22 protein-coding genes are annotated in these 23,821 nt (G+C 73.9%); 12 read left to right on the forward strand and 10 right to left on the reverse strand.

All coding sequences use genetic code 11. From position 1 onward, the window contains the following. Positions 1-243 precede the first annotated feature (243 nt). The gene (gene meaB, locus AAC134_RS00925; protein ID WP_339947433.1) at positions 244-1,266 is read right to left on the reverse strand and encodes a methylmalonyl Co-A mutase-associated GTPase MeaB; all 1,023 of its coding nucleotides are present in this window, start codon (positions 1,264-1,266) and stop codon (positions 244-246) included. A gap of 264 nt (positions 1,267-1,530) precedes the next feature. On the opposite strand from meaB, the gene AAC134_RS00930 reads away from it, so the two are divergent. After that, positions 1,531-2,418: a DUF3108 domain-containing protein gene (locus AAC134_RS00930; protein ID WP_339947155.1), complete on the forward strand. Its 888-nt coding sequence runs from the start codon at positions 1,531-1,533 to the stop codon at positions 2,416-2,418. Between the two features lie 384 nt (positions 2,419-2,802). Further along, a complete protein-coding gene (hrpB, locus tag AAC134_RS00935; protein WP_339947156.1) occupies positions 2,803-5,394 on the forward strand; it encodes an ATP-dependent helicase HrpB in 2,592 nt (863 codons plus the stop codon). Positions 5,395-5,922: 528 nt separating this feature from the next. On the opposite strand, the gene AAC134_RS00940 is transcribed toward hrpB, so the two are convergent. The 3 genes from AAC134_RS00940 to fabA all read right to left on the reverse strand — a co-directional run bounded on the left by AAC134_RS00940 (position 5,923) and on the right by fabA (position 8,621). Beyond that, positions 5,923-6,765, reverse strand: coding sequence for an enoyl-ACP reductase (locus AAC134_RS00940; RefSeq protein ID WP_339947157.1), 843 nt, complete (start codon positions 6,763-6,765; stop codon positions 5,923-5,925). Positions 6,766-6,778: 13 nt separating this feature from the next. Then, a complete protein-coding gene (gene fabB, locus AAC134_RS00945; protein WP_339947158.1) occupies positions 6,779-8,002 on the reverse strand; it encodes a beta-ketoacyl-ACP synthase I in 1,224 nt (407 codons plus the stop codon). 106 nt (positions 8,003-8,108) lie between these two features. Then, a complete protein-coding gene (gene fabA / locus AAC134_RS00950; protein WP_339947159.1) occupies positions 8,109-8,621 on the reverse strand; it encodes a bifunctional 3-hydroxydecanoyl-ACP dehydratase/trans-2-decenoyl-ACP isomerase in 513 nt (170 codons plus the stop codon). A 169-nt stretch (positions 8,622-8,790) separates the two neighbouring features. Between fabA and irrA the strand changes: the two genes are divergently transcribed. Next, a complete protein-coding gene (gene irrA, locus AAC134_RS00955) occupies positions 8,791-9,228 on the forward strand; it encodes an iron response transcriptional regulator IrrA (RefSeq protein WP_339947160.1) in 438 nt (145 codons plus the stop codon). Positions 9,229-9,392: 164 nt separating this feature from the next. Here irrA and AAC134_RS00960 read toward each other — a convergent pair whose 3' ends face one another. Continuing rightward, complete coding sequence (locus AAC134_RS00960) at positions 9,393-10,160, reverse strand: YoaK family protein (RefSeq protein WP_339947161.1); 768 nt, start codon at positions 10,158-10,160, stop codon at positions 9,393-9,395. Between the two features lie 125 nt (positions 10,161-10,285). Then, positions 10,286-10,945 carry an SH3 domain-containing protein gene (locus tag AAC134_RS00965; RefSeq protein WP_339947162.1) on the reverse strand — a complete coding sequence of 220 codons (660 nt, stop codon included), beginning with the start codon at positions 10,943-10,945 and terminating at the stop codon, positions 10,286-10,288. A gap of 216 nt (positions 10,946-11,161) precedes the next feature. On the opposite strand from AAC134_RS00965, the gene AAC134_RS00970 reads away from it, so the two are divergent. Together AAC134_RS00970 and AAC134_RS00975 are read left to right on the forward strand one after the other, a co-directional pair. Then, positions 11,162-12,178 carry a D-glycerate dehydrogenase gene (locus tag AAC134_RS00970; RefSeq protein ID WP_339947163.1) on the forward strand — a complete coding sequence of 339 codons (1,017 nt, stop codon included), beginning with the start codon at positions 11,162-11,164 and terminating at the stop codon, positions 12,176-12,178. A gap of 344 nt (positions 12,179-12,522) precedes the next feature. After that, the gene (locus AAC134_RS00975; protein WP_339947164.1) at positions 12,523-12,819 is read left to right on the forward strand and encodes a hypothetical protein; all 297 of its coding nucleotides are present in this window, start codon (positions 12,523-12,525) and stop codon (positions 12,817-12,819) included. Between the two features lie 92 nt (positions 12,820-12,911). On the opposite strand, the gene moeB is transcribed toward AAC134_RS00975, so the two are convergent. Continuing rightward, positions 12,912-13,667 (reverse strand): molybdopterin-synthase adenylyltransferase MoeB, encoded by a 756-nt coding sequence (gene moeB / locus AAC134_RS00980; RefSeq protein WP_339947165.1) that lies wholly within the window; start codon positions 13,665-13,667, stop codon positions 12,912-12,914. A 469-nt stretch (positions 13,668-14,136) separates the two neighbouring features. Here moeB and AAC134_RS00985 point away from each other — a divergent pair, with 469 nt between their 5' ends. The 3 genes from AAC134_RS00985 to AAC134_RS00995 all read left to right on the forward strand — a co-directional run bounded on the left by AAC134_RS00985 (position 14,137) and on the right by AAC134_RS00995 (position 16,036). Next, positions 14,137-14,817: an ABC transporter ATP-binding protein gene (locus AAC134_RS00985; RefSeq protein ID WP_339947166.1), complete on the forward strand. Its 681-nt coding sequence runs from the start codon at positions 14,137-14,139 to the stop codon at positions 14,815-14,817. A 117-nt stretch (positions 14,818-14,934) separates the two neighbouring features. Beyond that, complete coding sequence (locus tag AAC134_RS00990) at positions 14,935-15,501, forward strand: NnrU family protein (protein ID WP_339947167.1); 567 nt, start codon at positions 14,935-14,937, stop codon at positions 15,499-15,501. 10 nt (positions 15,502-15,511) lie between these two features. Next, the gene (locus AAC134_RS00995) at positions 15,512-16,036 is read left to right on the forward strand and encodes a YdcF family protein (protein ID WP_339947168.1); all 525 of its coding nucleotides are present in this window, start codon (positions 15,512-15,514) and stop codon (positions 16,034-16,036) included. Between the two features lie 114 nt (positions 16,037-16,150). Here AAC134_RS00995 and AAC134_RS01000 read toward each other — a convergent pair whose 3' ends face one another. From AAC134_RS01000 to AAC134_RS01010, 3 genes are all read right to left on the reverse strand, one after another. Beyond that, a complete protein-coding gene (locus AAC134_RS01000; protein ID WP_339947169.1) occupies positions 16,151-16,648 on the reverse strand; it encodes a GNAT family N-acetyltransferase in 498 nt (165 codons plus the stop codon). A 159-nt stretch (positions 16,649-16,807) separates the two neighbouring features. Beyond that, a complete protein-coding gene (locus AAC134_RS01005) occupies positions 16,808-17,761 on the reverse strand; it encodes a cyclase family protein (RefSeq protein ID WP_339947170.1) in 954 nt (317 codons plus the stop codon). A 222-nt stretch (positions 17,762-17,983) separates the two neighbouring features. Then, positions 17,984-18,943, reverse strand: coding sequence for a cyclase family protein (locus AAC134_RS01010; protein ID WP_339947171.1), 960 nt, complete (start codon positions 18,941-18,943; stop codon positions 17,984-17,986). A gap of 288 nt (positions 18,944-19,231) precedes the next feature. Between AAC134_RS01010 and AAC134_RS01015 the strand changes: the two genes are divergently transcribed. The 4 genes from AAC134_RS01015 (at position 19,232) to AAC134_RS01030 (ending at position 23,624) form a co-directional block, all read left to right on the forward strand. Next, complete coding sequence (locus tag AAC134_RS01015) at positions 19,232-20,506, forward strand: lipid A deacylase LpxR family protein (protein WP_339947172.1); 1,275 nt, start codon at positions 19,232-19,234, stop codon at positions 20,504-20,506. Between the two features lie 424 nt (positions 20,507-20,930). Further along, positions 20,931-21,971 (forward strand): MaoC family dehydratase, encoded by a 1,041-nt coding sequence (locus AAC134_RS01020; protein WP_339947173.1) that lies wholly within the window; start codon positions 20,931-20,933, stop codon positions 21,969-21,971. 105 nt (positions 21,972-22,076) lie between these two features. Next, a complete protein-coding gene (locus AAC134_RS01025) occupies positions 22,077-22,742 on the forward strand; it encodes a TorF family putative porin (RefSeq protein ID WP_339947174.1) in 666 nt (221 codons plus the stop codon). Between the two features lie 126 nt (positions 22,743-22,868). Further along, positions 22,869-23,624 (forward strand): hypothetical protein, encoded by a 756-nt coding sequence (locus AAC134_RS01030; RefSeq protein ID WP_339947175.1) that lies wholly within the window; start codon positions 22,869-22,871, stop codon positions 23,622-23,624. Positions 23,625-23,821 lie beyond the last annotated feature (197 nt).

Here is a 23,821-nt window from a genome sequence, read left to right on the forward strand (position 1 = left end):
CGCGCCCAGGGCCGCCCCGGCGGACGCCCTCGCCGGCACGCCTCCCCTCGGCCACGCGCGGCCCCGGGTCGGACCGGAGCCCCGGCCTGCCGCAGGGGCTGACGCGCGACCCGGGCGCGCCGCGCGACCTCGCCCCCCGCGCCCCGATCGCCAGCCGGGAGACGCCCGATCCCCCTCGTCCCCGCCGGGCCGCGCCCGCGGGCGCGCCGGCCTGCCGCCGGAGACCGCGCGGCGCGGGCGCCTTCAGTCCTCGTCGCCCAGCCCGAAGGCCGCAAGCGCCCTGGCCGCAGCCAGTTGCGGGGGCGTCTCGCCCGCCGCCACCCGCTCCTCCAGCCGCGGCCACAGGTCGGCGACCGCGGGGCGGGTGCGGAAGCGGCGCAGCAGCGATTCCTCGACCTCGGCGCGGAACCAGGCCACCGCCTGCTGGCGCCGACGCGCCTCGAGCACCCCGGTCTCGCGCCGCCACTCGGCCAGGCCCGCGATCTCCTCCCAGGCCTTGTCGAGCCCCGCCTGGCTGACCGCCGAGACCGCGGCCGCCTTGGGAAAGCCGCCCGGATCCTGCGGCCGCCCGCGCAGCAGGCGCAGCGCCGAGGCGTAATCGGCCCGGGTCCGCTCGGCCGTGGTCTTCAGGTCGCCGTCCGCCTTGTTGACCAGGATCATGTCGCAGATCTCCATGATCCCGCGCTTGACCCCCTGCAGCTCGTCGCCGCCGGCGGGCGCCATCAGCAGCAGGAAGATGTCGGTCATGTCCGCGACCATCGTCTCGGACTGGCCCACGCCCACCGTCTCGACCATCACCAGATCGAAGCCGGCGGCCTCGCACAAAAGGATCGCCTCGCGCGTGCGGCGGGCCACGCCGCCCAGCGCAGCCCCCGAGGGCGAGGGGCGGATGAAGGCGTTGGGGTGGCGCGAGAGCTGCTCCATCCGCGTCTTGTCGCCCAGGATCGAGCCGCCGGTGCGGGTCGAGGACGGGTCCACCGCCAGCACCGCCAGCTTGTGGCCCTGCTCGGCCAGCTTCAGGCCGAAGGCCTCGATGAAGGTCGACTTGCCCACGCCCGGCGTGCCCGACAGGCCCAGCCGCAGGGTGTTGCGGGGCAGGGCGTGCAGGCGGCGGACCAGCGCGGCGGCGGCGCGGCGATGGTCGGGGCGGGTCGACTCGATCAGGGTCACGCCGCGGGCCAGCGCCCGACGGTCGCCGGCGGCCAGCCGCTCGGCCAGCGCGTCGGCCGTGGCCTCGGCCCTGGGGTCGGTTCTGGCCTCGTCCAGCGGGTCGGTGGGCGGGTCCGAGGCAAGGGGGGCGGGATCGGAAGAGGTCACGCGGCGGAGGCTCCTCGCGTCATTGTGACGAAATCGGCGCCGGCGCGCCTAGCTTCCGCCCGTGTCTAGCGCATGGATGGGGACCGTCGGAAGCCCTCCGGCCAAGGCCGGGCCCCGCCGCATGCTCCGCCCCTGCCAGCCGCGCCCCTTCGGCGCGCCAGCCCGGCGGAGCGAAGGGGCCGCAGAAGGCCAGGGATGACGAGGAGACGAGCCATGACGCGCGAACCCGCGCCCCGAGAATCCGTCCCGCGCGCAGGCCAGGGCGACCGCCCCGACCGCGCAGGGCCCCGCAAGCCCGCGCGCCGGCTGCCGATCCGCTCGCGCGCCAGCGGCATGGCGGTGACGGCGCTGTGCCTGTCGGCGCTGGCCGCCCTGGGCATGCCGCTGGCCGAGCGCTACGGCCCGCCCTCCTCGACGGTTGCCGCCGTCGCCGAGACCGTGGCAGACGCCGGCCGCTTCGAGGTCTGGTTCGGCGGCCTGCCCATCGGCTCGCTGGACTTCGCCCTCTCGGTGGACGAGCAGCGCTATTCCGCCCAGGCCGAGGCGCGCCCGACGCGCGCCATCGACACGCTGTTCGGAGCCCGGCTGGCCGCGGAGGGCGAGGGGCTGAACGACCCCGCGCTGCCCCGCGCCACCCGCTTCGAGCTCGCCACCCGCTTTGGCGGCGACCGCCAGAACGTGAGCGTGACCTACTCGCCCCCCGGCCGTCCGCAGGCGGTGCAGGCGAGCCCCGAGTGGAAGCCCCGCGACTGGGAGATCGACCCGACCGCCCAGCGGGACGTCACCGATCCGATCGGCGCCGCCGCCCTGTTCCTGACCCCGACGCCTCCCGCCGCCCTGTGCAACGGCGCGGTCGAGGTGTTCGACGGGCGCCGCCGCTCGCGCATCGAGCTCGACGAGCCGAGCGCGCGGGAGGACGGCTGGCGCTGCGAGGGTCGCTGGATGCGGGTCGCGGGCTTCCGCCCGCGGGACCTGGAGAAGGAGCCGGTTGAGGTGTCGGTCGACTTCGCCGCCTCGCCCGACGGGCTGGCGCGGGTGATGCGGCTCGAGGCCCGCACCGGCTACGGCCTGGCGGTGGCGACCCGCGTCGTGGCCAACTGAGGCGCCTGCGGCGGGCCGGGGAAGCGCCTGCGGCGGGCCGGGGAAGCGTCCGCGCCGCGCGGTCTCCTGGCGCGGACCGGCGCGCTCGCGGGCGCGAGGCGGGCCGGGCGCGGGGGTGCGGGCGACGCCTGGCCGGCGCCGTGGCGCGGGGTGACCGCGGTTGCGGGCGTCGCGCGCGGGCCGGATCGAGGATCCCGGGATCGATGGGGCGCCAGGGGGCGCATGGCCCGCGCGGGCGGCGCCCGCGGCAAGCCGCGGCGTCGCGCATGGCCGGCGGCCAGGCGCGCGGGTGGTCAGGCGGCCGGGCGCGCGGGTGACACGGACGCGCGCGGGCGCTAGGCAGGGCGCCCGCGCCCCTCGCCGCCGAGGCCCGCCTCTCGCCCCATGACCGACCCCTCCGCTCCTGACATCGCCCCCGGCGTGCCCTCCCAGGGGCTGCCGGCGGAGGCCGCGTTGCCGGCCCTGCGCGCCGCGCTCCGCGATCCCGGCGAGACCGGGGCCCGCGCCGTCCTGCAGGCCCCGCCCGGCGCCGGCAAGACCACGCTGGTCCCCCTGGCGCTGGCCGCCGAGCCCTGGGCCGCCGCCGGCCGCATCCTGGTGCTGGAGCCCCGGCGCGTCGCCGCCCGCGCCGCAGCCGAGCGCATGGCCGAGCTGCTGGGCGAGACCCCCGGCGCCTCGGTCGGCTACCGCATCCGCGGCGAGTCCCGCCCCGGCGCCCGCATCGAGGTGGTCACCGAGGGCGTCCTGACCCGCATGCTGCAGACCGATCCGGAGCTGAGCGGCGTCGCCGCGGTGATCTTCGACGAGATCCATGAGCGCGCCCTGACCGCCGATCTCGGCCTCGCCCTGACGCTCGAGGCGCAGGCGGCCCTGCGCCCCGACCTGCGCATCGTGGCGATGTCGGCCACGCTCGAGACCGGGCGCCTTGCCGCCGTGATGCAGGCCGCCGCGATCACCTCGGAGGGGCGCGCCCACCCGGTCGAAACCCGCTGGCTGGAGAAGCCCTGGCGGGCGCCGGCCGGCCGCCGCGGCCCGCGGGTCGAGGACGCCATGGCCGACCTGATCGCCGAGGCGATGGCGGCGGAGCCGGGCTCGGCGCTGGCCTTCCTGCCGGGGGTGGGGGAGATCGAGCGCACCGCCGCCCGGCTGTCGGGACGCCTGCCGCCCGATGTGGACCTTCGCAAGATCCACGGGGCGATGCCGCTCTCGGCCCAGCGGGCGGCGCTGGCCCCGTCGCCGAAGGGGCGGCGCAAGCTGGTGCTGGCGACCGCCATCGCCGAGACCTCGCTGACCGTCGAAGGGGTGCGGGTGGTGGTCGACGCGGGCCTCGCGCGTCGGGCCCGCTTCGACCCCGCCTCGGGCATGTCGCGGCTGGTCACCACGCCTGTCACCCGCGCCGAGGCCGAGCAGCGTCGCGGCCGCGCCGGCCGGCTGGAGCCGGGCGTCTGCTACCGCCTGTGGACCCGTGGCGAGGAGGGCGCGCTGCCCGCCCATCCCCCGCCCGAGATCCTCGAAGCCGACCTCGCCGCGCTCGCCCTCGAGCTCGCGGTCTGGGGCGCCGCGCCCGAGGACCTGCCGTTCCTCGACCCGCCCCCGGCCCCTGCAATGGCCGAGGCGCGCGCCCTGCTGCAGGGGCTCGACGCGCTCGACGCGGCCGGCCTGCCCACCGCCCACGGCCGGCGCATGGCCGCGCTGCCGGCTCATCCGCGACTCGCCCACATGGTGCTGACAGCCGACGACCTCGGCCTCGCCGCCGAACTCGCCGCCGCGCTGGAGGAGCGGGACCCGCTCCCGGTCTCGGCGCCCGCGGACCTCGTCCTGCGCATCGAGGCGCTGCGCGACCCCTCCCGCCTGTCGCGCGAGCGGGGGATCGAGGCCGACCGCGGCCGCGTCCACGCCCTGCGCGAAGGGGCCCTGCGCCTTGCCCGCGCCGCCGCCCGCGCCCTGGGCGTCCCGGCCCCGCGCACCGGCCGCGGCGCTCCTCCGGATGCGAGCGCAGTGGCCCGGCTCGCCGCCCGCGCCTACCCCGACCGCGTGGCGATGAAGCGGCCCGAGCGCAAGCCTGGCGAGGCGCCGCGCTACCTGATGGCCGGGGGCAAGGGGGCGGTGCTGCCGCCCGACTCCGGGCTGGGCGCCCCGACGTTCCTCGCCATCGCCGACACTGACGGCGACCCGCGCGAGGCAAAGATCCGCCGCGCCGCGCCCCTGACCCTCTCGGACCTCGAGGCGCTGTTCCCCGCCCGCATTCGCGAGGTGGAGATCTGCGAGTGGTCTCCGCGCGACCGCGCCGTGCTGGCCCGGCGGCGGCGGATGCTGGGGGCGCTGGCGCTCTCCGACCGTCCCTGGCGCGAGGCCCCGCCCGAGGCCCGCGCGGAGGCCATGGCCGAGGGGGTGCGCGCGCTGGGCCTCGACGCGCTGCCGTGGAGCGAGGCCGCCCGCCGTTTCCGCGCCCGCGTCGCCTTCGCGCGCGCCCATGGCGCCGATCTGCCGGAGGTCTCGGACGCCGCTCTGCTGGAGACGCTGGACGACTGGCTGACGCCTCTCATGGGCCGGATGCGGCGGGCCGACGACCTGGCCTCGCTGGATCTCGTCTCGGCGCTGGAGGCGCGGCTGGACTGGCCGGCGCGCCAGGCGCTCGACGCCGCCGCGCCGGCGGCCTGGACGGCCCCGACCGGCACGCGCTGCCCCATTGACTACGGGCGCGAGCCGCCGGCCGTCGCGGTGCGGGTGCAGGAGGTCTTCGGCCTCGACACCCACCCGTGCATCGGCACCGCGGCGGGGCGCGCGCCGCTGCTGATGGACCTGCTGTCGCCGGCCCGCCGCCCGGCCGCGACCACCCGGGACCTGCCCGGCTTCTGGCGCGGCGCCTGGTCCGACGTGCGCCGCGACCTGCGCGGCCAGTACCTGCGCCACCCGTGGCCCGAAAGACCCTGGGAAGCCGACGCCACCTCCCGCGCCAAGCCGCGGGGGAGCTGAGGACCGGGCTTCGCCGCCGCGCGGCGGGTCCGTGCTCCGGCCGCACCGGCGGAGGCGTGGCATCCTTGACGTAACGTCGAGCGCGGCGCTTGCGATGTCCGCCTTGATCGGGTCCGCCAGGCGGCCCGGCTCCCCCAGGACCCGCCGGATCTCGATCAGCGGCGCCTCGAACCCGTCGCGGGCGGCCGCCTCCATCGGCAGCGAGCTGCAGCCGGACGTCCCTTGCACGCCCCCCGTTCCGGGCGCCGATCGATGATCCCGCCGCATCCGCAAGACGCCGTCTTCACCGCCAACGGCGGCGATGTGGAGCGCCACGTCGGACAGGCCTCCAACGGCTGCCGTCAGGCGTTCGAAAGTCCAGGGGTCAGGGTCGAGAAGGCGCGCCCCATCCCCGGCCTCCCCTTGCGCGCCGACCGATGGAAACGCGTCGGGGCGAGCGGGTCGAGGACAAGGGCCGGACAGAAGCCGGCCGCCCGGCGCGACCGGGTCTGACGGACTTTGCGGGGCGACCGTCGGCCGGCCTGCGGATCAGCCCTCGACCTTGGGCAGGTTCTCGAGGTGGGGCATGCCGATGGCGTGGTAGCCGCCGTCGACGAAGATCACCTCGCCGGTGGTCGAGGCGCCGTAGTCCGAGCAGAGCCACATGGCGGTGCCGCCGATATGGTCGAGCGTGGCGTTGGCCCGCATCGGCGAGTTGTCGGCGACCGTCTTGTAGACCCGCCGCGCGCCCCCCACGGCCGAGCCCGCCAGCGTGCGCATCGGCCCCGGCGACAGCGCGTTGACCCGGATCCCCTCGGGGCCGAGGTCGTTGGCCAGATAGCGCACCGACGCCTCCAGCGCCGCCTTGGCCACGCCCATCACATTGTAGTTCGGCATGATCCGCTGCGCGCCGAGGTAGGACATGGTCACGATGGAGCCGCCGTCGGACATCAGCGGCAGGATCCGCCGGCTCATGTCCACCAGCGAATAGCAGGAGATGTCCAGCGACTTCAGGAAGTTCGAGCGGGTGGTGTCGGCGAAGCGGCCCTGCAGCTCGTTCTTGTCCGAGAAGGCGATGGCGTGGATCAGGAAATCCACCTTGCCCCAGGACTTGTCCAGCGCCTCGCAGACCGACTCGAGGCTCGCCTCGTCCTGCACGTCGGCGGGCAGCAGCAGCGCGGCGTCCACGCTGTCGGCCAGCGGCTTCACCCGGCGGCCGAAATTCTCGCCCTGGTAGGTGAAGGCGAGCTCGGCGCCGTGTTCGTGCAGGGCCCGCGCCACGCCCCAGGCGATGGAGTGGTCGTTGGCGACCCCCATCACCAGGCCGCGCTTGCCGGCCATCAGGCTGCTCTGCGAGCCTCGCGGCCCCACCGTGCTGTCGCTCCTGGCCATCGCTTGTCCGTCCTCAGCCGTGGTACCGGCTGAGGGCGAGCGTCGCGTTGGTGCCCCCGAAGCCGAAGGAGTTCGACAGCACCGTGTCGAGCCCCGCGTTGTCGATGCGCTCCATCGCGATCTCGGCCGGGTCCAGCTCGGGGTCGAGCTGGGTGATGTTGGCCGAGGCGGCGACAAAGTCGTTCTGCAGCATCAGCAGGCAGTAGATCGCCTCCTGAACGCCGGTCGCGCCCAGGCTGTGCCCGGTCAGCGACTTGGTCGAGGAGGTCACCGGCATCTCGTCGCCGAACACCCGGCGCATGGCCTTGATCTCGGTGACGTCGCCGGCGGGCGTCGAGGTGCCGTGCGCGTTGACGTACTGCACCTTGCGGTCGCCCAGGGTCTCGAGCGCCAGCTTCATGCAGCGCTCGGCCCCCTCGCCCGAGGGCGCGACCATGTCGTAGCCGTCCGAAGTCGCGCCGTAGCCCGTCACCTCGGCGTAGATCTTGGCGCCGCGGGCCTTGGCGTGCTCCAGCTCCTCGAGCACCACGACCCCGGCGCCGCCGGCGATCACGAACCCGTCGCGGGTGGCGTCGAAGGGGCGCGAGGCCGTCGAGGGGGTGTCGTTGTACTTCGAGCTCATCGCGCCCATGGCGTCGAAGAGGCACGACAGCGTCCAGTCCAGCTCCTCGCCGCCGCCGGCGAAGACGATGTCCTGCTTGCCCCACTGGATCTGCTCGGCGCCGTTGCCGATGCAATGGGCCGAGGTCGAGCAGGCCGAGGTGATCGAGTAGTTCACGCCCTTGATCTTGAAGGGCGTCGCCAGGCACGCGGAGTTGGTCGAGCTCATCCCGCGGGTGACCATGAACGGCCCCATCCGCTTGGGGGAGCCCTTCTCGACCACGATGTTGTGCGCGGCAAAGAGGTTCTTGGTCGACGGCCCGCCCGAGCCCATCACCAGACCGGTGCGGGGGTTGGAGACGTCGCTCTCCTCCAGCCCGCTGTCGGCGATGGCCTGCTGCATGGCGACGAAGTTGAACGCCGCCCCGTCGCCCATGAAGCGCAGGTTGCGCTTGTCGACGGCGGCGGCCAGGTCGATCTGCGGGGCCCCGTGCACCTGGCTGCGAAAGCCGTGCTCGGCGTAGTCGTCGGCCTTGACGATGCCGGACCTGCTTTCGCGCAGGCTGGCGAGAACCTCCTGCGCGCTGTTGCCGATGGAGGAGACGATCCCCAGTCCGGTGATCACGACGCGGCGCATATTCAGCGGCCTCCCTGTGCCTCGATCCTCGCGCGCGGCGCGGTCCTGGCGGGGGGCCCCCGCCACCGCGCCCCGAGGGCCCTTCAGGCCCCGGCGGCGTCCGGACTCAGCTGTCCTGAAACAGTCCCACGCGCATGTCGCTCACCGCGTAGGTGGGGTTTCCGTCCGCGAGAACCACCCCGTCGGCGATGCCCATCTTCAGACGGCGGTCGATCACGCGCTTCATGTTCACTTCGTAGCGAAGGCGCTTGGTTTCCGGCGTGACCATGTGGGTCAGCTTGACCTCGCCCACGCCCAGCGCGCGGCCGCGGCCCAGCATCCCGCGCCAGCCCAGGTAGAAGCCGGTCAGCTGCCACAGGGCGTCGAGGCCGAGACAGCCGGGCATCACCGGGTCGCCGAGGAAGTGGCACTGGAAGAACCACAGGTCCGGCGTCACGTCGAACTCGGCGACCACCTGGCCCTTGCCATGCTCTCCGCCGTCTTCGGTGATCGAGGTGATGCGCGAGATCATCAGCATCGGCGGCGCGGGAAGCTGCGCGTTGCCGGCGCCGAAGAGTTCGCCGCGCGCACAGGCCATCAGGCCGTCGTAATCGTAGCTGTTCGCCCGTTCGTCGCTCATGCCCTGGTCCTGCGCCCCCTGCGCGAGCCTCTCGCCATTGTCGCGCTCCCCTAGCACCGGGTTGGAGCGGGAAGCAAGCGCCGGGGCGGGGAGAACGGGGGGCTGCGACGTGTTCCGCGGCCATGACGCTCTTGAAATCAGGCGCTTTCGCCCTGTATGCAACGCGGTCATGGACAGTTTATCGACCGCAAGCGGACCCGAGGCGCGCACTCGGGCAGCCAGCTGGCTGGCGAAGGCCGGGCTTCGCCCGACCCGCCAGCGGCGGACGCTCGCGTTGCTGCTGAAGGGTGACGGGGGGGACCGCCACGTCACCGCCGAAAGCCTTCACGACGCCGCGCGCTCCGCCGGGGACCCTGTCAGCCTCGCGACCGTCTACAACACGCTGCGCAGCTTCACCGACGCCGGCCTGATGGCCGAGATCACCGTGGACGGCGCGCGCAGCTATTACGACACCCGGGTCGAGGATCATCCCCATTTCTACTGGGAGGCCGACGGCCGCCTGACCGACGCGCCCCGCGACTCGGTGCGCATCGAACAGCTGCCCGACGCCCCCGAGGGCACCGAGATCTGCAAGGTCGACGTGGTGATCCGCCTCCGCGCCCGCTGAGGGCCGCGGGGGACCGAGAGCGTGCGGACCCCGCGCCCCGTCTTCTGCAAACGGTCTGCAAACGGTCTGCAGGCGCCCTGCGGGCGGGCCTGGCTGGGACGGCGCCCGGGACGGGGGCCGGCGAGGCCCCCCCCGGGCCGGGCCTGCGGCGGGCGGGCCGGGGCTCAGGCGCGGCGCCGAAGGTCCTCCCACAGCGGGCCGGCCGCGAAGGCGCCGGCGATCGCGGCCAGCGGCAGCGCCGCCGCCACGCCGAAACGCTGGAAGGCCAGCGCCCCGGCCAGGCCCGAGCCGAAGAACAGCCCGATCAGCTCGCCATGGGTGCGCAGTTTCTCGAGGTCCGGGCGCACCGGCGGGGGGTCGGAAGGCGTTGCGGCCGGCGCAGGCCGGCCCAGCAGCGCGGCCAGTCTCCAGGCGGCCTTGCCGAGCTCGATCCCCAGGTCGGTGGCCATGCCGGTGACATGGGTGGTGCGGATGCGCGCGCCCGACAGCTTGCTGATCACCGCGTTCTGAAGCCCCATCACGAAGCACAGCAGCGCCACGGTCGCCGCCGCCGTCGCTCCGGGCGCCGCGGCCGCCAGCGGCCCGCTGGCCGCGAACCCCGCCAGCAGCAGCGACTCGAGCGCGAGCGGCAGGGCGTATTCCCCCTGCATCCCGCGCCGCCGCGCCAGGTTCACCAGGATCGCCGAGACCCCCGCCCCGGCCAGGAACGCGCCCAGCGAACCCAGCCCCGCCAGGAACGCCGTTCCCGCCGCCAGCGCCACGTCGTCGGCCATCGCCGAGACGATCCCCGTCATGTGCGAGGTGTAGCGCCCCACCGCCATGAATCCGCCGGCGTTGGCCGCCCCCGCGACCACCACCAGCCAGCGCGCCAGCTGCCGGTCCGAGACCGCATCCCGCCGCCGCCCCGTCGCCCGGCGCAGCCAGTGGCCCATGGCCGTCTCCTCAGGGTCGAGCGCCCCCGCCGGCCCTCCCGGCAGGACTCCGGGACCGGGCCGCGAGGCGCGTTTGCGGGAGGGCGCGGCGGGGAAGGTCGGGTCGAGGGAGGGCGGATCGGAGGTCAGTCGAAGACCTCCTCGGGGCCCACGCCCCAGAGGTCGGCCTTGGCGGCCCAGCCGTCGACGCCGTCCTTCTCGACCTCGCACCAGTCGCGCTGGCAGGCCTCGATCTCGAACACCACGCCCCGCTCGGCGCGGGCCGAGACCGCGGCGCCGGGCGTGGGCTCGAGCCGGAGGTCGGTGGTCTCGGCCGTCACCAGCGCCGTGCGGTTGCCGCGGATCATCGAGTAGTGCAGCCAGCCCGAGGCCCCCTCGGGGTCGCGCACGCGCCGCCAGTGGCCATACTCGGCGATCACCTCCAGCGGCATGCCCTGGCGCACGAACACCCAGTCGACGCGATGAGTCATGCCCGGGCCCCGCCGCACGTTGGCCTTGGTGGCCTTCAGCGAGACATAGCGCGGCATCGGCAGGCCGGTGATCGGCCCGGCGCCGTCCTCGCCGACGCGGATCGCCGAGACGGTCTGCGTCGCCTCGGCCTCCGATTCCTCGGCCGCCGCGGTGGCGTCGAGGGGCGCCAGCGCCGCCAGCGCCGCAGACAGCGCCAGGGTTAGCGCCGCAAGGCGCCGGGCCGCCGGGCGCGCGCAGAGGGCCCGGCGGCCGTCTCCGGCCCCGGTCCTGTCGGTAACCCGCGCGCCATGGCGCGCCCGCCGTGTCGTCGTCATCGGAAGCCTGCTCCGCCCCCGTTCCTCGTGGGCCGCGCCTGATCCGCCGGGCCCGGTCCGGACCTCGGCGTCCACCGGAACGCTTGCGACAGATCGTTGCGCCATCGCCGCGCGTTCCGCATTTTCTTTTCGCGGACGCGTTTCGGCGCCCGTGGACCCCGGGGGTCCTTTTCGCTAAGGCTACCGCATCCTCGCGGCCAGGAGAAGCCTTCGCCCATGCCCACTGACGCCCGTCCCTCCCCGTTTTCCGGCGGCCGCCCGAAGGTCGTCGTGACCCGCAAGCTTCCCGACGCCGTCGAGGCGCGGATGGGCGAGCTCTTCGACGTGGAACTGAACCTCGAGGACGCGCCCCTCCCGCGCGAGGCGCTGGTCGAGGCCGTGCGCCGCGCCGACGTGCTGGTCCCCACGCTGGGCGACAGGATCGACGCCGGCCTGCTGGGCCAGGCCGGGCCGAACCTGCGCCTGATCGCCAACTACGGGGCGGGCGTCGACAACATCGACGTCGAGACGGCGCGGCGGCGGGGGATCCAGGTCTCGAACACGCCCGGCGTGCTCTCGGACGACACCGCCGACATGACCATGGCGATGCTGCTGGCGGTGCCTCGGCGCCTGCAGGAAGGCGCCCGCCTGATGGAGGACGAGAGCGCCTGGAGCGGCTGGTCCCCCACCTGGATGCTGGGCCGCCGGATCACCGGCAAGCGTCTGGGGATCCTCGGGATGGGACGCATCGGCCAGGCGGTGGCGCGGCGCGCCTCGGCGTTCGGCCTCGAGGTCCACTACTCCAACCGTCGCCGCCTGCACCAGCAGACCGAGGGCGAGCTGCGCGCCCGCTGGTGGGAGAGCCTCGACCAGATGCTGGCGCGGGTCGACTTCCTCTCGATCCACTGCCCGCACACGCCCGCCACCTACCACCTGCTCAACGCCCGCCGGCTGAAGCTGATGAAGCCCGAGGCGGTGATCGTGAACACCTCCCGCGGGGAGGTGATCGACGAGAACGCGCTGGCCCGGATGCTGCAGGCCGGAGAGCTCGCCGGCGCCGCGCTGGACGTGTTCGAGCGGGAGCCGGCGGTGAATCCCAGGCTCCGCGGTCTGTCGAACGTGCTGCTGCTGCCCCACATGGGCTCAGCCACGCAGGAGGGGCGCGTCGAGATGGGCGAGAAGGTGATCATCAACATCAAGACCTTCGCCGACGGGCACCGGCCGCCGGACCTGGTGGTCCCCGCGATGCTCTGATCCGGGGTCGAGGCCCCCTCGGCCCCCGGCCGATCCGACCGATGCAGCGGCCCGTCCCGGCGACCCCGGGGCGGGCCGCGCGCGTTTCGCAGCCGGCGTCAGCGGCGCGGAGACCTCCGCGGATCGTCGTCTGCCGGGCGAACCTCCGGGCCCGGCCGCAACCCTGGCGGACGTTGCGGAAGGTCGGCGCGGGCGCCCTGTGATCGCCAAGTGATTGAATATGAACTCGTTGTCCCATTCAGAAACAGTTTATTTCTGATCGCTTGACTGTTCGGATTATCGATCAATACTGGAGACCACTGCATCTCCGCCGCGCGACTCGGCGGAAGCCGAGGGGCACGACCATGGCGTCGTCGCTGTCGCAACTGACGGGAGGGGGCGTTCGCGCCGCGCCGGGAGGCGGCGGCGGGTCGTTTCTCGACGGCGCAATGGCCACGGTCTACACCGGGGAAGTCGGGCTGATCCTCAGCGGCATCGCGGTGGTGTTCTGCCTCTACGTGATGGTCAGCGGCCGGGGCGCGACGAGCCGCGGCGCCGCGCGGCGGGCGCCGGAACTGCAGCGTCGCCGCAAGCTCGACGTCGCGAAACTCCGCCGCGCGCGGATGTCGTCGCCCGATCCGGACCTCGATCACTTCAGCTGAGGCGGGGAACCTTGGGCTGAGGCTCGGGGCGACGACGGGACGGAGGCCGGTTGTTGCGCGCGGCGCCGCGTCGCGGACCGCGCGGACAGGCCTCAGGCGGCGGCGCAGACCGGGCAGCCGGGGCGCTTCTTCACGCCGATGGTTCGCGCCTGCGCGTCCAGCGCGTCCCACAGCAGCAGGCGACCGTCGAGCGGCTCGCCCGCCCCCACGATCAGCTTCACCGCCTCGGAGGCCATCAGCGAACCGATCATGCCGGCCAGCGCGCCCAGCACGCCCGCCTCGGAGCAGGCGGGGACGAGGTCGGGGTCGGGGGCTTCCGGAAACAGGCAGGCGTAGCACGGGCCGCCGAGCCAGGGGCGGAAGACCGAGACCTGGCCCTCCCATCGGCCGATGGCGCCCGAGATCAGGGGGATGCGCAGGGCGGCGCAGGTCCGGTTGACCAGGCGGCGGGTCTCGAACGAGTCGCAGCCGTCCAGCACCAGGTCATGGCCTGCCAGCGCCTCGGTCGCGGTGTGGGGGAGGAGGCGCAGGTCGCGCGGGACGACCTTGACCGAGGGGTTGAGGGCGCCGAGCGTCTCGACGGCGCTGTCGGTCTTGGGGCGGCCGACGTCGCGGTCGCGGTGCAGGACCTGGCGCTGCAGGTTGGACAGGCTGACCCGGTCGTCGTCGATGACGGTGATCGTCCCCACGCCGGCGGCGGCGAGGTAGAGCAGGGCCGGCGAGCCCAGCCCACCGGCCCCGACCACCGCCACCCGGGCGGAGACGAGGGCCTGTTGGCCCGGGCCGCCGATCTCGCGCAGCACGATGTGGCGGGCGTAGCGCTCGAGGTCGTCGTCGGCCAGCGGCATGGGCGGTCCTCCATTGCGGAGGCAAGGACTAGAGCGACGCGGCCCCGATGCCAAGCGGCGCGCCTCCCCGCCGGCGGGGCGCCCCGAGCGGCCGTCGACCAACGCCTGTTGCGGACCCCGCGGTCCCGCGCGCCAAGGGCGCGCCCGGAGGCCGGGGGCCTCCGGCGCCGCGCAGGCGCGGCGGGGACCGCTTCGCGCGCCGATCCCGGGAGGGCGCCCGGTGGCCCGCGGGGGCGCGCGGGACGGATCGCGCGGGGAAACTCGGACCGGCCCGCGGGTGGCGGGCGGCGCAGGCGCGCGCGGCGGCGATCCGCGGGATCGGTCGAGGCGGGCGCGGATGCCCGGCGCCGGACGCTCACGTCCCGGCGAGGCGCCGCAGGGGCGCCGGCCCCGCGCCGACCGCGCCCGTTGCGCATCCGCGCGCGCCTCCGCTAGGGTCCGGGCGCAGCGCATCCGCCCAAGGCCCCCCATGCTCGACGTCGAGGCTCTCGAGACCTTCTACGGCCCCTCTCAGGCCCTGTTCGGCGTCGACCTCTCGGTGGCGGCGGGCGAGGCCGTGGCGCTGATGGGGCGCAACGGCATGGGCAAGACCACCACCCTCCGCTCGATCTGCCGGCTGACGCCGCCGACGCGGGGACGGGTGCGGCTGGACGGGCGCGACCTGGCGGGCCTGCCGGCGCATCGCGCGGCCCGCCTCGGTCTGGGTCTCGCGCCCGAGGGGCGGCGGTGCTTCCCCAATCTTTCGGTCGCGGAGAACCTCACGGCAACGGCGCGGCCCGGACCCTGGGACCGGGCGCGGGTCGAGGGACTGTTTCCGCGCCTCGCCGAGCGTCGCCGCCAGTCGGCGCGCACCCTCTCGGGGGGCGAGCAGCAGATGCTGGCCATCGGCCGGGCGCTGATGACCAACCCGCGCCTGCTGATCCTGGACGAGGCGACCGAGGGCCTCGCGCCGGTCATCCGCCAGGAGATCTGGGCCGCCGTCCACGCCCTCAAGCAGGCCGGGCAGGCGCTGCTGGTGGTCGACAAGAGCCTGAAGGAACTGCTGCCCGTCGCCGACCGCTGCGTGATCCTCGAGAAGGGCCGCAGCGTATGGACGGGCGGACCCGACCAGCTGACGCCCGCCCTGCGGGACCGCTGGCTGGGCGTCTGAGCCAAGGCCGGGGGCGGACGCCCCCGGCCCCGCCAAGCCGACCGCGGCCACGCCGCACTTGCCAGCCGCGGCCACGCCGCACTTGCCAGCCGCGGCCAAGCCGCGAGGGAGCCAGCCATGACGCTACTGATCCTCGGCCTGATCCTGTGGTGGATCGTCCACACCTATCCCCTGGTCGCCAGACCCTCGCGCGACGCGCTGGTCGCGAAGCTGGGGGAGAACCCCTACAAGGGCCTTTACTCCCTGGCGGTGCTGGTCTCGCTGGCGCTGATGGTGATCGGCTACCGCGGGGCGGAGTTCGTGAACGTCTGGTTCCCGCCGGCCTGGGGGATCCACCTGACCGACCTGCTGATGGTGGTCGCGGTGTTCCTGTTCGGCGCCTCGCACTCCAAGGGCAACGTGAAGCGCTTCGTGCGCCACCCGATGCTGCTGGGCACGATCGTCTGGGCGGGCGCGCACCTGCTGGTCAACGGCGACCTCGCCTCGCTGGCGCTGTTCGGGGGGCTGGGCCTGTGGGCGATCGTGGCGATCTTCGCGACCAACGCCCGGGACGGCGCCTGGGTCAAGCCCGCGCCGGCGCCGGCGAAGAAGGACCTGATCCTGGTTGGCATCACCGTGGTCGTCTACCTGGTCATCGGCCTGATCCACGGGCTGATCGGCCCCTCGCCCTTCCCCGGCGGCTGACGCGGCCGCGATGAGCGCGGAACGGCCCGCCCAGCCCTCCCCTGCGGCGCTGGTGGCGCTGGGCGCGGCCCTGCGTCCCGGCGGCCGGCCGAGCCCCGCGCTGACCCGCCGGATCGAGACGGCGGCCCGCCTCTTCGCCGCCGGCCGCGCGCCCCTGGTGCTGGTGACCGGCGGCGCGACCGGCGCAGGGCCGCTGAGCGAGGCCGAGGCGATGCGTCGGGCGCTGGCGGCGCTGGGCGTGCCCGAGGCGGCGATCCTGGTCGAGGACCGCGCCCGCGACACGCTCGAGAACGCGCGCCTCTCGATCCCGATCCTGCGCCGCGCGGGGGTCGAGCGCGCGGTGCTGGTCACCGACCGGATCCACATGCCTCGGGCTCTGGTCCTGTTCCGCCTGCTGGGGATGCCCGCCGAGCCTGCCGCCTGCGAGGCGCCCGCCGGCTGGCGCGGCGCGATCTACCGGGCGCGCGAGGCCGTCTCCCTGCCGCTGCACGCCGTCCGCGCCGTGGGGCTGCGCCTGCGCGACGGCAGGGGTTGAGCGAGCCCGCGCCCACCGTCTTGCAGATCGCCCACAGGAGGCCCCGGGTCAATGCCGGCGCGCGCCTGGCCGCACCGTTCGCGACAGCCGGCGGGCCCGCGCGCAAGCGGCCGATCAGGTCCCGGACGGCGTCTCCAGCCGGAACTTTCGGAAGGCCGCGCCCTCATGCTCGACCACGCCCAGCGGATGGGCGCCGAGCCGGGCCAGCGCGCCCAGCCGGCGTCGCGACAGGGGCAGCAGGAAGGTGACGCGGGGGATGCGCGGGTCGGCGCGGGCGAAGGCCAGCGCGCGGGCGGCGATGCGCAGGCCAAGGCCGAAGGCCTCGGGGGTCAGCACCAGGCCGAAGTCCCAGTCCTCGCCCTCCTTCTGGAACCCGCCCCAGCCGACATAGGCGCCGTTCGCCAGGATCGCCCAGTGGCCCAGCCCGTCGCGCCGCCAGCAGGCCTCCTTGGCGGCCACCAGCGCCTCGACCGCGGCGAGGTCCCAAGAGGCGGACGCCAGCGGCATGTGCGCCCTCACCCGCGGGTCGGCCATCTGCGCGAGGATCGCGGCCGGCGGAACCTCGGTCAGGCGCAGGAAGGCAATGCTGGAGGCGGCGGGTCTTGCAGGCATGGGCGGGCTCCGGCGGGCGAGACGGCCCCGGGGGTCTATCGCGCGCGCCGCGCCGCGGCCCTCACGTTGCGGAGAGCGCCGGGGAACGCGAAACGGACGGCCGCGGGCGGCCGTCCGTCGAGGTCTCGTCCCGGCGCCCGGGGGCGCCCGCGCGGGGGCTCAGTAGAGGGCCACCGGGTTGATGATCATCTGCACCGCGCCGCGGACGCGGGCCTGGCCTAGGACGAACATGAACTCGTTCACCCCGTTGTCCAGCACCGGGCCGACGTTCATCGTCTCGAGGATGTAGATCCCGTTGTCCTTCAGCAGCACGGCATGGGCGAAGAACAGCTTGCCGCCCTCGGGCGCGGGAACCACGTCGAGGCCCCAGGTGTCGGCGCCCACGGCCATCACGTTCTGCTCGGCCAGGAACTCGGCCACGTCGGGGAGGATGCCCGGCTCGGTCGAGCCCCACTCCTGCGGGGCGCTCTCGAGCTTGGCCTCGGTCCAGCCGGTGTGGAACAGGACGATGTCGCCCTCGCGGATCTCGACGCCCTGCTGCTCGATGGCCTCCTGCACGTCGGAGAGGGGGATGGCGTGGCCGCCCTCGAGGAACTCGACGCCCGCATGGGCGGCCATGTCGATGATCACCGCCCGCCCGACCAGCGGCGGCACGTTGTGGGTGCCCATCTTGGTCAGGCCGGTGATCGGGGCGAAGTCGGCCCAGTCGTTGCAGTTGTAGAAGGCGCCGCCGACGCCGAAATGCCCCAGCCCGTCGAGTTGGCTGCCGACGCCGAACCAGATCTGCGCCAGGTCGTCGTTGGCCGTCGCCTCGTAGCCCAGATCGATGGCCCGCCCGCCGGTGTGGTTGGGCTGCACCACCTGCAGGTTCACGCCGCGGGGCGGATAGGCGGGGGTGTTGGCGTCGATGACGATGCCGAGCGGGGTGGTCTTGCCCTGCTTGATCAGCTGGGCTGCCATCTTCACCCGCTCTGCGGTGACGAGGTTCGCCGAGCCGATCTCGTCCTCCGCGCCCCACTGCGAGGGCGCGCAATCCTGGGCGAGCGCGGGGGCGGCTGCGGCGGCAAGGCCAAGCGTAATCAGCGCGCCGGCGGCGCGGATCGATCTGAACATCGGGTCCTCCCTGCGGGGCCGCATCGGGGCGACTCCCTTAATTAAGCAGTGAGTTAAGGTTAACGCAGCGTCTGGCGCCGATCAACCGTGACGTGCGCCCTCCGCGCCGCCGCTTGCCCCGGCGCGAAACGGCCGCTGGACCCGGAACGAAAAACGGACGGCCGAGGCCGTCCGTTTCCCTGTCCTGCGTCCGCCCCGCCGGTCGGCGGGGCGTCGCCGCGATCAGTAGAGGGCCACCGGGTTGACGATCATCTGCACCGTGCCGCGGATCCGCGCCTGGCCCAGGACGAACATGAACTCGGTCACGTCGGCCTCGACCAGCGGCTTGGTCTCCATCGTCTCGAGGATGTAGATGCCGTTCTCCTGCAGCAGCACGACATGGCCATAGAAGGCGCCCTCGCCTTCCTTGGGGGGCACCGGCTCGACGCCCCAGGTGTCGGCGCCGACGGCCATCACGTTCAGCCCGGCGAGGTAGCGCGCGCCCGAGACCGACAGCCCCGGCTCGCCCGAGACCCAGGCCTGCGGATCGCTCTCGAGCATCGCCGAGGTCCAGCCGGTGTAGAACAGGACCACGTCGCCCTCGCGGATCTCGACGCCCTGGGCTTCGGCGGCGGCCTTGACCTCCTCCTCGCCGAAGCTCTCGCCGGCGTCGAGATGGGCCTTGCCGAAGTGCTCGGTCATGTCGATCACCACGCCGCGGCCGACCAGCGGCGGGATGTCGTGCACCCCCAGCTTGGTCAGGCCGGTGATCGCGCTGATCTCCTTCTCGTCGAGGCAGTTGTAGTAGTAGCCGTGCTCGCCGAGATGCCCCAGCCCGTCGATCTGGCTGCCGATGCCCACCCAGGTCTGCAGGATGTCGTCGTTGTAGTTGCCCTCATAGCCGAAGGCCGACAGCTTCTGGCCGCCCTGCTGGTTGGGCTGCACCACCTGCAGCGACAGCGAGCGGGGGGCGAAGGCGGGCGTGTCCGGCCCGATGACGATGCCCAGCGGCACCGAGACGCCCTGCTTGACCAGTTTCAGCGCCTCGAGCGTGCGCTCGGGGGTCACGAGGTTGGCCGAGCCGTGGGTGTCGTCCTTGCCCCATTGTTCGGAGTGCACGCACTCTCCAGCCACGGCGCCGCCCGCAAAGGCGAGCGAGGCCAGCGCGACGACCGCGCCTCGGGCGTGAGTTGTCAGCGACATTCTTGTCCTCCCTGGTCCGGGGGCGACTGCGACGCGCCCCTCGTTGGTGAGCGAACAGTGTCGGGGCGGCCCGCGCCGATCAAGGAAAGATTTCGCAACGTAAGCTGAACGGGGCGGGGCCGCCGGGACGGGCGCGGCGCGGCGCCCCGCGATCGCCGCGATCGGCCATGGCCTTGCCGCGATCGCCCCCCACTTGATGCGGCGACCCTCCGACGCTCGCCCCGCGCGGCGCCGCTTCCCCGATCGCGTCTGTCCGCGCGGTCCCGACTTCAGACCGGAGCGCGACCCATGTCCGCCACCGCCCCCCTCGCCGCGGCCCGTCCCGGCGCCCTGCCGATCCTGTTGCCGGGCCTGCTCCTGGCCGCCGCGCTGGCCGCGTCCGGCCCCGCGCGGGCGCAGGAGTCGGGTCCGGCCTTTGCCGGGCCGCGGGTGGAAGCGGCGGGGCCGCGGGCGGTGGGCGCCGGGCCGCGGGCGGAGGGAGCCGAGCCTCTCGGGGCGGCCATGGGCCTTGCCGCCGCGCCGCTCGACCCTGCGCGCGAGGCCGGCGCGACGGCGGCGGCGGAGGCCTCCGAGATCCCGCCCGGCCCCGACGGCTCGCAGGAGCCGCCGGCCGAGGATCTGCCCCCCCAGGCCGACGCCGACGCGCGCGGCACCCTCTCGGTCACCTTCGAGAACGACATCTTCGGCGACGACGACAAGGACTACACCAACGGCGTGCGTTTCGACTACGTGACGCCGCGCAACAACCTGACGGGGGCGGGGCGACTGGCCAAGCGGGGGCTGTTCGGCTGGTTCTCGGACGCCGACGACTGGTACGAGTTCTACACGCTGGGCCAGAACATCTACACGCCCTCGGACATCTCGCGGCGCAATCCGCCGCCGGGGGACCGGCCCTATGCGGGGTTCCTCTACGGGGGCTTCGGCGTCTCGGCCGACCGGGGCGACCGGCTGGACACGATCGCGCTCGAGGTCGGGGTGGTCGGCCCCTCTTCGCAGGCGGACCGGACCCAGACGCTGGTGCATGACGTGATCGGCGCCCAGAAGCCGCGGGGCTGGCGCACCCAGCTCGAGGACGAGCCCGGCGTGCGGCTGGTCTACGAGCGCAAATGGCGTTTCGGCGCGGATCTGCCGCTGCCGGCGCTGGACCTGTCGGTGGACTGGGCGCCCTCGATCACCGCGAGCCTCGGCAATGTCGAGACCTCGATCGCCGCGGGCGGCATACTGCGGCTGGGCCAGGACCTGGCGGACGGCTATGGGCCGCCGCGGGTGCGGCCGGCGGTGGCCTCGCCTGGCTTCTTCCGCAACCAGGACGATTTCGGCTGGTATGTCTTTGCGGGCGTCGAGGGCCGCGTCGTGGGCCGCAACATCTTCATCGAGGGCAACACCTGGGGCGGCGTCGACGGGGTCGAACCGAACCGCCTGGTGGCCGACGTGCAGGCCGGCGTGGCGGTGCAGGTGGGCCGGGTGGAGCTGAGCTTCACCCAGGTCCTGCGCACCGAGGAATACGCCGCCCAGGACGGCCCGGCCGTGTTCGGCTCGATCAACCTGCGCACGAGGTTCTGAAGGACGGGGGTCCTGAGGGACGGGGTTCCGACAGGCGGGTGCGGCGCGTCCCTGCGCGGGGGGCGCCGTTTCGGCGATCTCCCCCCTTTCAACAATCGGTCTACAGGCGCCCTGCGGGCGGGCTTGGCTGGACCTGCGCGGGGGGTGGGGGAGGCGCGCCGCCCTGAGGGCCGCCTCCGGACGTCGCCTGCGGGGCCTCCGGACGTCGCCTGCGGGAGGGTGTGCTCGGACGTGGTCCCCGGAGCTCGCCCCCGGAGCCCGCCCGAGATCGTCCCCGGAGCTTAACCCCCGACCTCGCCCGCGCCGCGGCCTCTGCGCGCACGCATCGGCGCGGGTTGCGCCCTTGCCGCGCAAGATTATTGTGCGCCCCCGACAGGGCGCCCCAGCGACGCCGCCCCCTTTCCCCCAGCGACGGAGCCCGCGCATGACCGCCTCCAAGACCAACCCCGGGTATTTCTTCGAGGATTTCACGGTCGGGCAGGTGATCCGCCATGCCACGCCCCGCACGCTGACGGAGGGGGATCGCGCGCTCTATACCGCGCTCTATCCCACCCGCTTCGCGCTGCCCTCCTCGGACGCCTTCGCGCAGGCCTGCGGGCTGCCGCGCTCGCCGCTCGAGGATCTGGTCGGCTTCCATGTGGCCTTCGGCAAGACCGTGCCCGACATCTCTCTGAACGCGGTCGCGAACCTCGGCTATGCCGAGTGCCGGTTCCTCAAGCCGCTCTATCCCGGCGACACGCTCTCGACGCAGACCGAGATCATCGGGCTCAGGCAGAATTCCAACGGCAAGTCCGGCGTGGTCTGGGTGCGTTCGGTCGCGCGCACCGCCGAGGGCGAGGCGGCGCTGGAGTGGGTGCGCTGGGTGATGGTGCGCAAGAACGACCTCGACGCCCCGGCGCCCGAGCCGGTGGTCCCCGAGCTCCGCGCGGTCGTGCCCGCCTCTGAGCTGGCGATCCCCGCCGGGCTCGACTTCTCGCGCTACGACTTCCCCGCGGCGGGCGAGCCGCACCGCTTTGGCGACTACACGGTGGGCGAGCGCATCGACCATGTCGACGGCGTGACCATCGAGGAGGCCGAGCACATGATGGCCACCCGCCTGTGGCAGAACACGGCCAAGGTGCACTTCAACGCCCAGTTCCGCGAGGACGGCCGCCGCCTGATCTACGGCGGCCACGTCATCAGCCTGGCGCGCGCGCTGTCGTTCAACGGGCTGGCCAACGCCCAGACGATCGTGGCGATCAACGCCGGCTCCCACGCCAACCCCTGCTTTGCGGGCGACACCGTCTACGCCTGGTCGGAGGTGCTCGAGAAGGCCGAGACCACGGCGCCGGGCGTCGGCGCCCTGCGCCTGCGTCTCGCCGCGGTCAAGGACGACCCGACCCCCGCCCCCCTGCGCGGCGAGGACGGCAAGTATGCCGGGAACGTCCTGCTGGACCTCGACGTCTGGGCGCTCTGCCCGATGTGATCGCGGGGCGGCGGACGGGTTGCCGCAACCGGCGCCCTCTGGTGAAGTGGTCGGGTCGCCGTCCTGCGCAGGGCGCCCCCCGACCCCGCAGCCATGGAGGCCGCGATGCCCCGCCGCGCCCCGCCTCGCCTCGCTCTGATCCTCGTCGCGGGGCTGGCCGCCGCGCCCGCGGCCGCGCAGGAGGACGCGCCGACCCTCGATCTCGGCGTCGGCTTCACCAGCAACTACCTGTTCCGCGGCGTAACGCAGAGCGACGACAAGCCGGCCGTGCAGCCCTGGGCCGAGCTCGGCTGGCGCGGCGTCTACGGCAGCGTCTCCGCTTCGAACGTCGATTTCGGGACCCGCGCGGTGGAGATCGACCTCGCGGCCGGCTACCGCTTCGCCCTCGGCCCCGTCGACTGGGAGCTGCGCGCCGCCCGCTTCTTCTACACCGACACCGGCGACTGCTGCGGCGAGCTGGTGATCAAGGGCTACGCCTCGCCGCTCGAGCGTCTGCGCCTGGGGGCCGAATTCCACTATGACCGCGGCGACGCCGACCGCTACGGGATGCTGGCCGCCTCGGTGTCGCTGGGCGATGGCTTCTACGTCTCGGGCGTGGCGGGGGCCTATCTCGAGGACGACGGCGACGCGGACTGGAACCTCGGGGTCGGGCGGGCGTTCGAGGGCGGGGTCGCGGCCGATCTGCGGGTCCACGACACCACCGCGGGGGACCTCCGGGTCAACGCCACCCTCAGCTTCGCCACCGACTGGGAGAGCCTTCGCGGACGCTGACCGGCGGGAGAGGGCGCGAGGGGCGCGACCTGTGCGCGCGGCCGCCCCGGGGGTCGCCGCAGGGGGGTGTCGCGCGCGGGACGCGGAGGCTACGGTCCCGCGGACCCGGTGGTTGGAGCCTGTAACGTGTCGATCGATTTCCGCGCGCCCCTTCGCGGCGCGTTCCTCGCCCTCGCGACGCTCGCGGCCCTGGCGGGCCAGGGCGCGCCCGCCCGCGCCGACGGCCCGTTCACCGTGCTGCCCGCCAACGTCACGCCGCTCGCCGAGCGCCGCGCGGACGGCTACGCGCCGACCAGCTGGCTGAGCTTCTCGCAGGTCGACAGCGTCTGCGGCGGCGAATGCGCGGTGACCCTCTCGGTCGGCAAGTTCGTCGAGACCAACATGTCCGACATCTTCCTCTATGGCGAGCCGACCGGCCCCTGGGAGTACGAGTTCGCCGAGGACTACATCATCACGCTGGCCGGCTCGCGCCGGGTGGCGACGCTGTTCGACGTCATCGACCTCGAGGCCGAGGTCGGCGTCGCCCAGCGCTTCGGGCTGGAATCCACGGTGGAGTTCTGGGTCGGCGGCTATGCCCGCTGGACCGCGTTCCCCTGGAACGACCATGTGCGCACCTCGATCGCGATCAACACCGGGCTGAACTACGCCACCGACGTCACCGCGCTGGAGCTCAAGCGCGGCGACACCACCAACGGCAACAACCTGCTGCACTACCTCGCGCCCGAGATCACGCTGGCCCATCCCGAGTGGAAGCGCTCGGAGGTGGTGGTGCGCTTCCACCACCGTTCGGGCGGCGAGATGCTGTGGGGCGACAGCTGGCTGTTCAACGGCGTCTCGGGCGGGGCGCAGTATTTCACCGTGGGCCTGCGGCAGCGATTCTGAGCTGGCCGCCGGTCAGTCGACAATGCTCCTGGAATTTGTGATCACAACCGGAAATCCGTGATCACAAAACCCCGGGGAACCCCGGTCGCGACATATTTTTTCGTCCGCCAGCGACGTCGGGACGCTTTCATGCCGGGAAGCGACGCGGTATGCAGACGCCAGCCAGGGGTTGCGCGCCGTCGAACCGATGCCGTCCG

It is taken from the genome of uncultured Albimonas sp. (assembly GCF_963977235.1).
Taxonomy (GTDB): Bacteria; Pseudomonadota; Alphaproteobacteria; order Rhodobacterales; family Rhodobacteraceae; genus Albimonas.

Bases quoted from the DNA above. Each gene is read 5' to 3' on its own strand.
- AAC134_RS00930 (WP_339947155.1), top strand. From the start codon at position 1,531: ATGACGCGCGAACCCGCGCCCCGAGAATCCGTCCCGCGCGCAGGCCAG.
- hrpB (WP_339947156.1), top strand. From the start codon at position 2,803: ATGACCGACCCCTCCGCTCCTGACATCGCCCCCGGCGTGCCCTCCCAG.
- AAC134_RS00940 (WP_339947157.1), bottom strand. From the start codon at position 6,765: ATGGCCAGGAGCGACAGCACGGTGGGGCCGCGAGGCTCGCAGAGCAGC.
- fabB (WP_339947158.1), bottom strand. From the start codon at position 8,002: ATGCGCCGCGTCGTGATCACCGGACTGGGGATCGTCTCCTCCATCGGC.
- fabA (WP_339947159.1), bottom strand. From the start codon at position 8,621: ATGAGCGACGAACGGGCGAACAGCTACGATTACGACGGCCTGATGGCC.
- irrA (WP_339947160.1), top strand. From the start codon at position 8,791: ATGGACAGTTTATCGACCGCAAGCGGACCCGAGGCGCGCACTCGGGCA.
- AAC134_RS00960 (WP_339947161.1), bottom strand. From the start codon at position 10,160: ATGGGCCACTGGCTGCGCCGGGCGACGGGGCGGCGGCGGGATGCGGTC.
- AAC134_RS00965 (WP_339947162.1), bottom strand. From the start codon at position 10,945: ATGACGACGACACGGCGGGCGCGCCATGGCGCGCGGGTTACCGACAGG.
- AAC134_RS00970 (WP_339947163.1), top strand. From the start codon at position 11,162: ATGCCCACTGACGCCCGTCCCTCCCCGTTTTCCGGCGGCCGCCCGAAG.
- AAC134_RS00975 (WP_339947164.1), top strand. From the start codon at position 12,523: ATGGCGTCGTCGCTGTCGCAACTGACGGGAGGGGGCGTTCGCGCCGCG.
- moeB (WP_339947165.1), bottom strand. From the start codon at position 13,667: ATGCCGCTGGCCGACGACGACCTCGAGCGCTACGCCCGCCACATCGTG.
- AAC134_RS00985 (WP_339947166.1), top strand. From the start codon at position 14,137: ATGCTCGACGTCGAGGCTCTCGAGACCTTCTACGGCCCCTCTCAGGCC.
- AAC134_RS00990 (WP_339947167.1), top strand. From the start codon at position 14,935: ATGACGCTACTGATCCTCGGCCTGATCCTGTGGTGGATCGTCCACACC.
- AAC134_RS00995 (WP_339947168.1), top strand. From the start codon at position 15,512: ATGAGCGCGGAACGGCCCGCCCAGCCCTCCCCTGCGGCGCTGGTGGCG.
- AAC134_RS01000 (WP_339947169.1), bottom strand. From the start codon at position 16,648: ATGCCTGCAAGACCCGCCGCCTCCAGCATTGCCTTCCTGCGCCTGACC.
- AAC134_RS01005 (WP_339947170.1), bottom strand. From the start codon at position 17,761: ATGTTCAGATCGATCCGCGCCGCCGGCGCGCTGATTACGCTTGGCCTT.
- AAC134_RS01010 (WP_339947171.1), bottom strand. From the start codon at position 18,943: ATGTCGCTGACAACTCACGCCCGAGGCGCGGTCGTCGCGCTGGCCTCG.
- AAC134_RS01015 (WP_339947172.1), top strand. From the start codon at position 19,232: ATGTCCGCCACCGCCCCCCTCGCCGCGGCCCGTCCCGGCGCCCTGCCG.
- AAC134_RS01020 (WP_339947173.1), top strand. From the start codon at position 20,931: ATGACCGCCTCCAAGACCAACCCCGGGTATTTCTTCGAGGATTTCACG.
- AAC134_RS01025 (WP_339947174.1), top strand. From the start codon at position 22,077: ATGCCCCGCCGCGCCCCGCCTCGCCTCGCTCTGATCCTCGTCGCGGGG.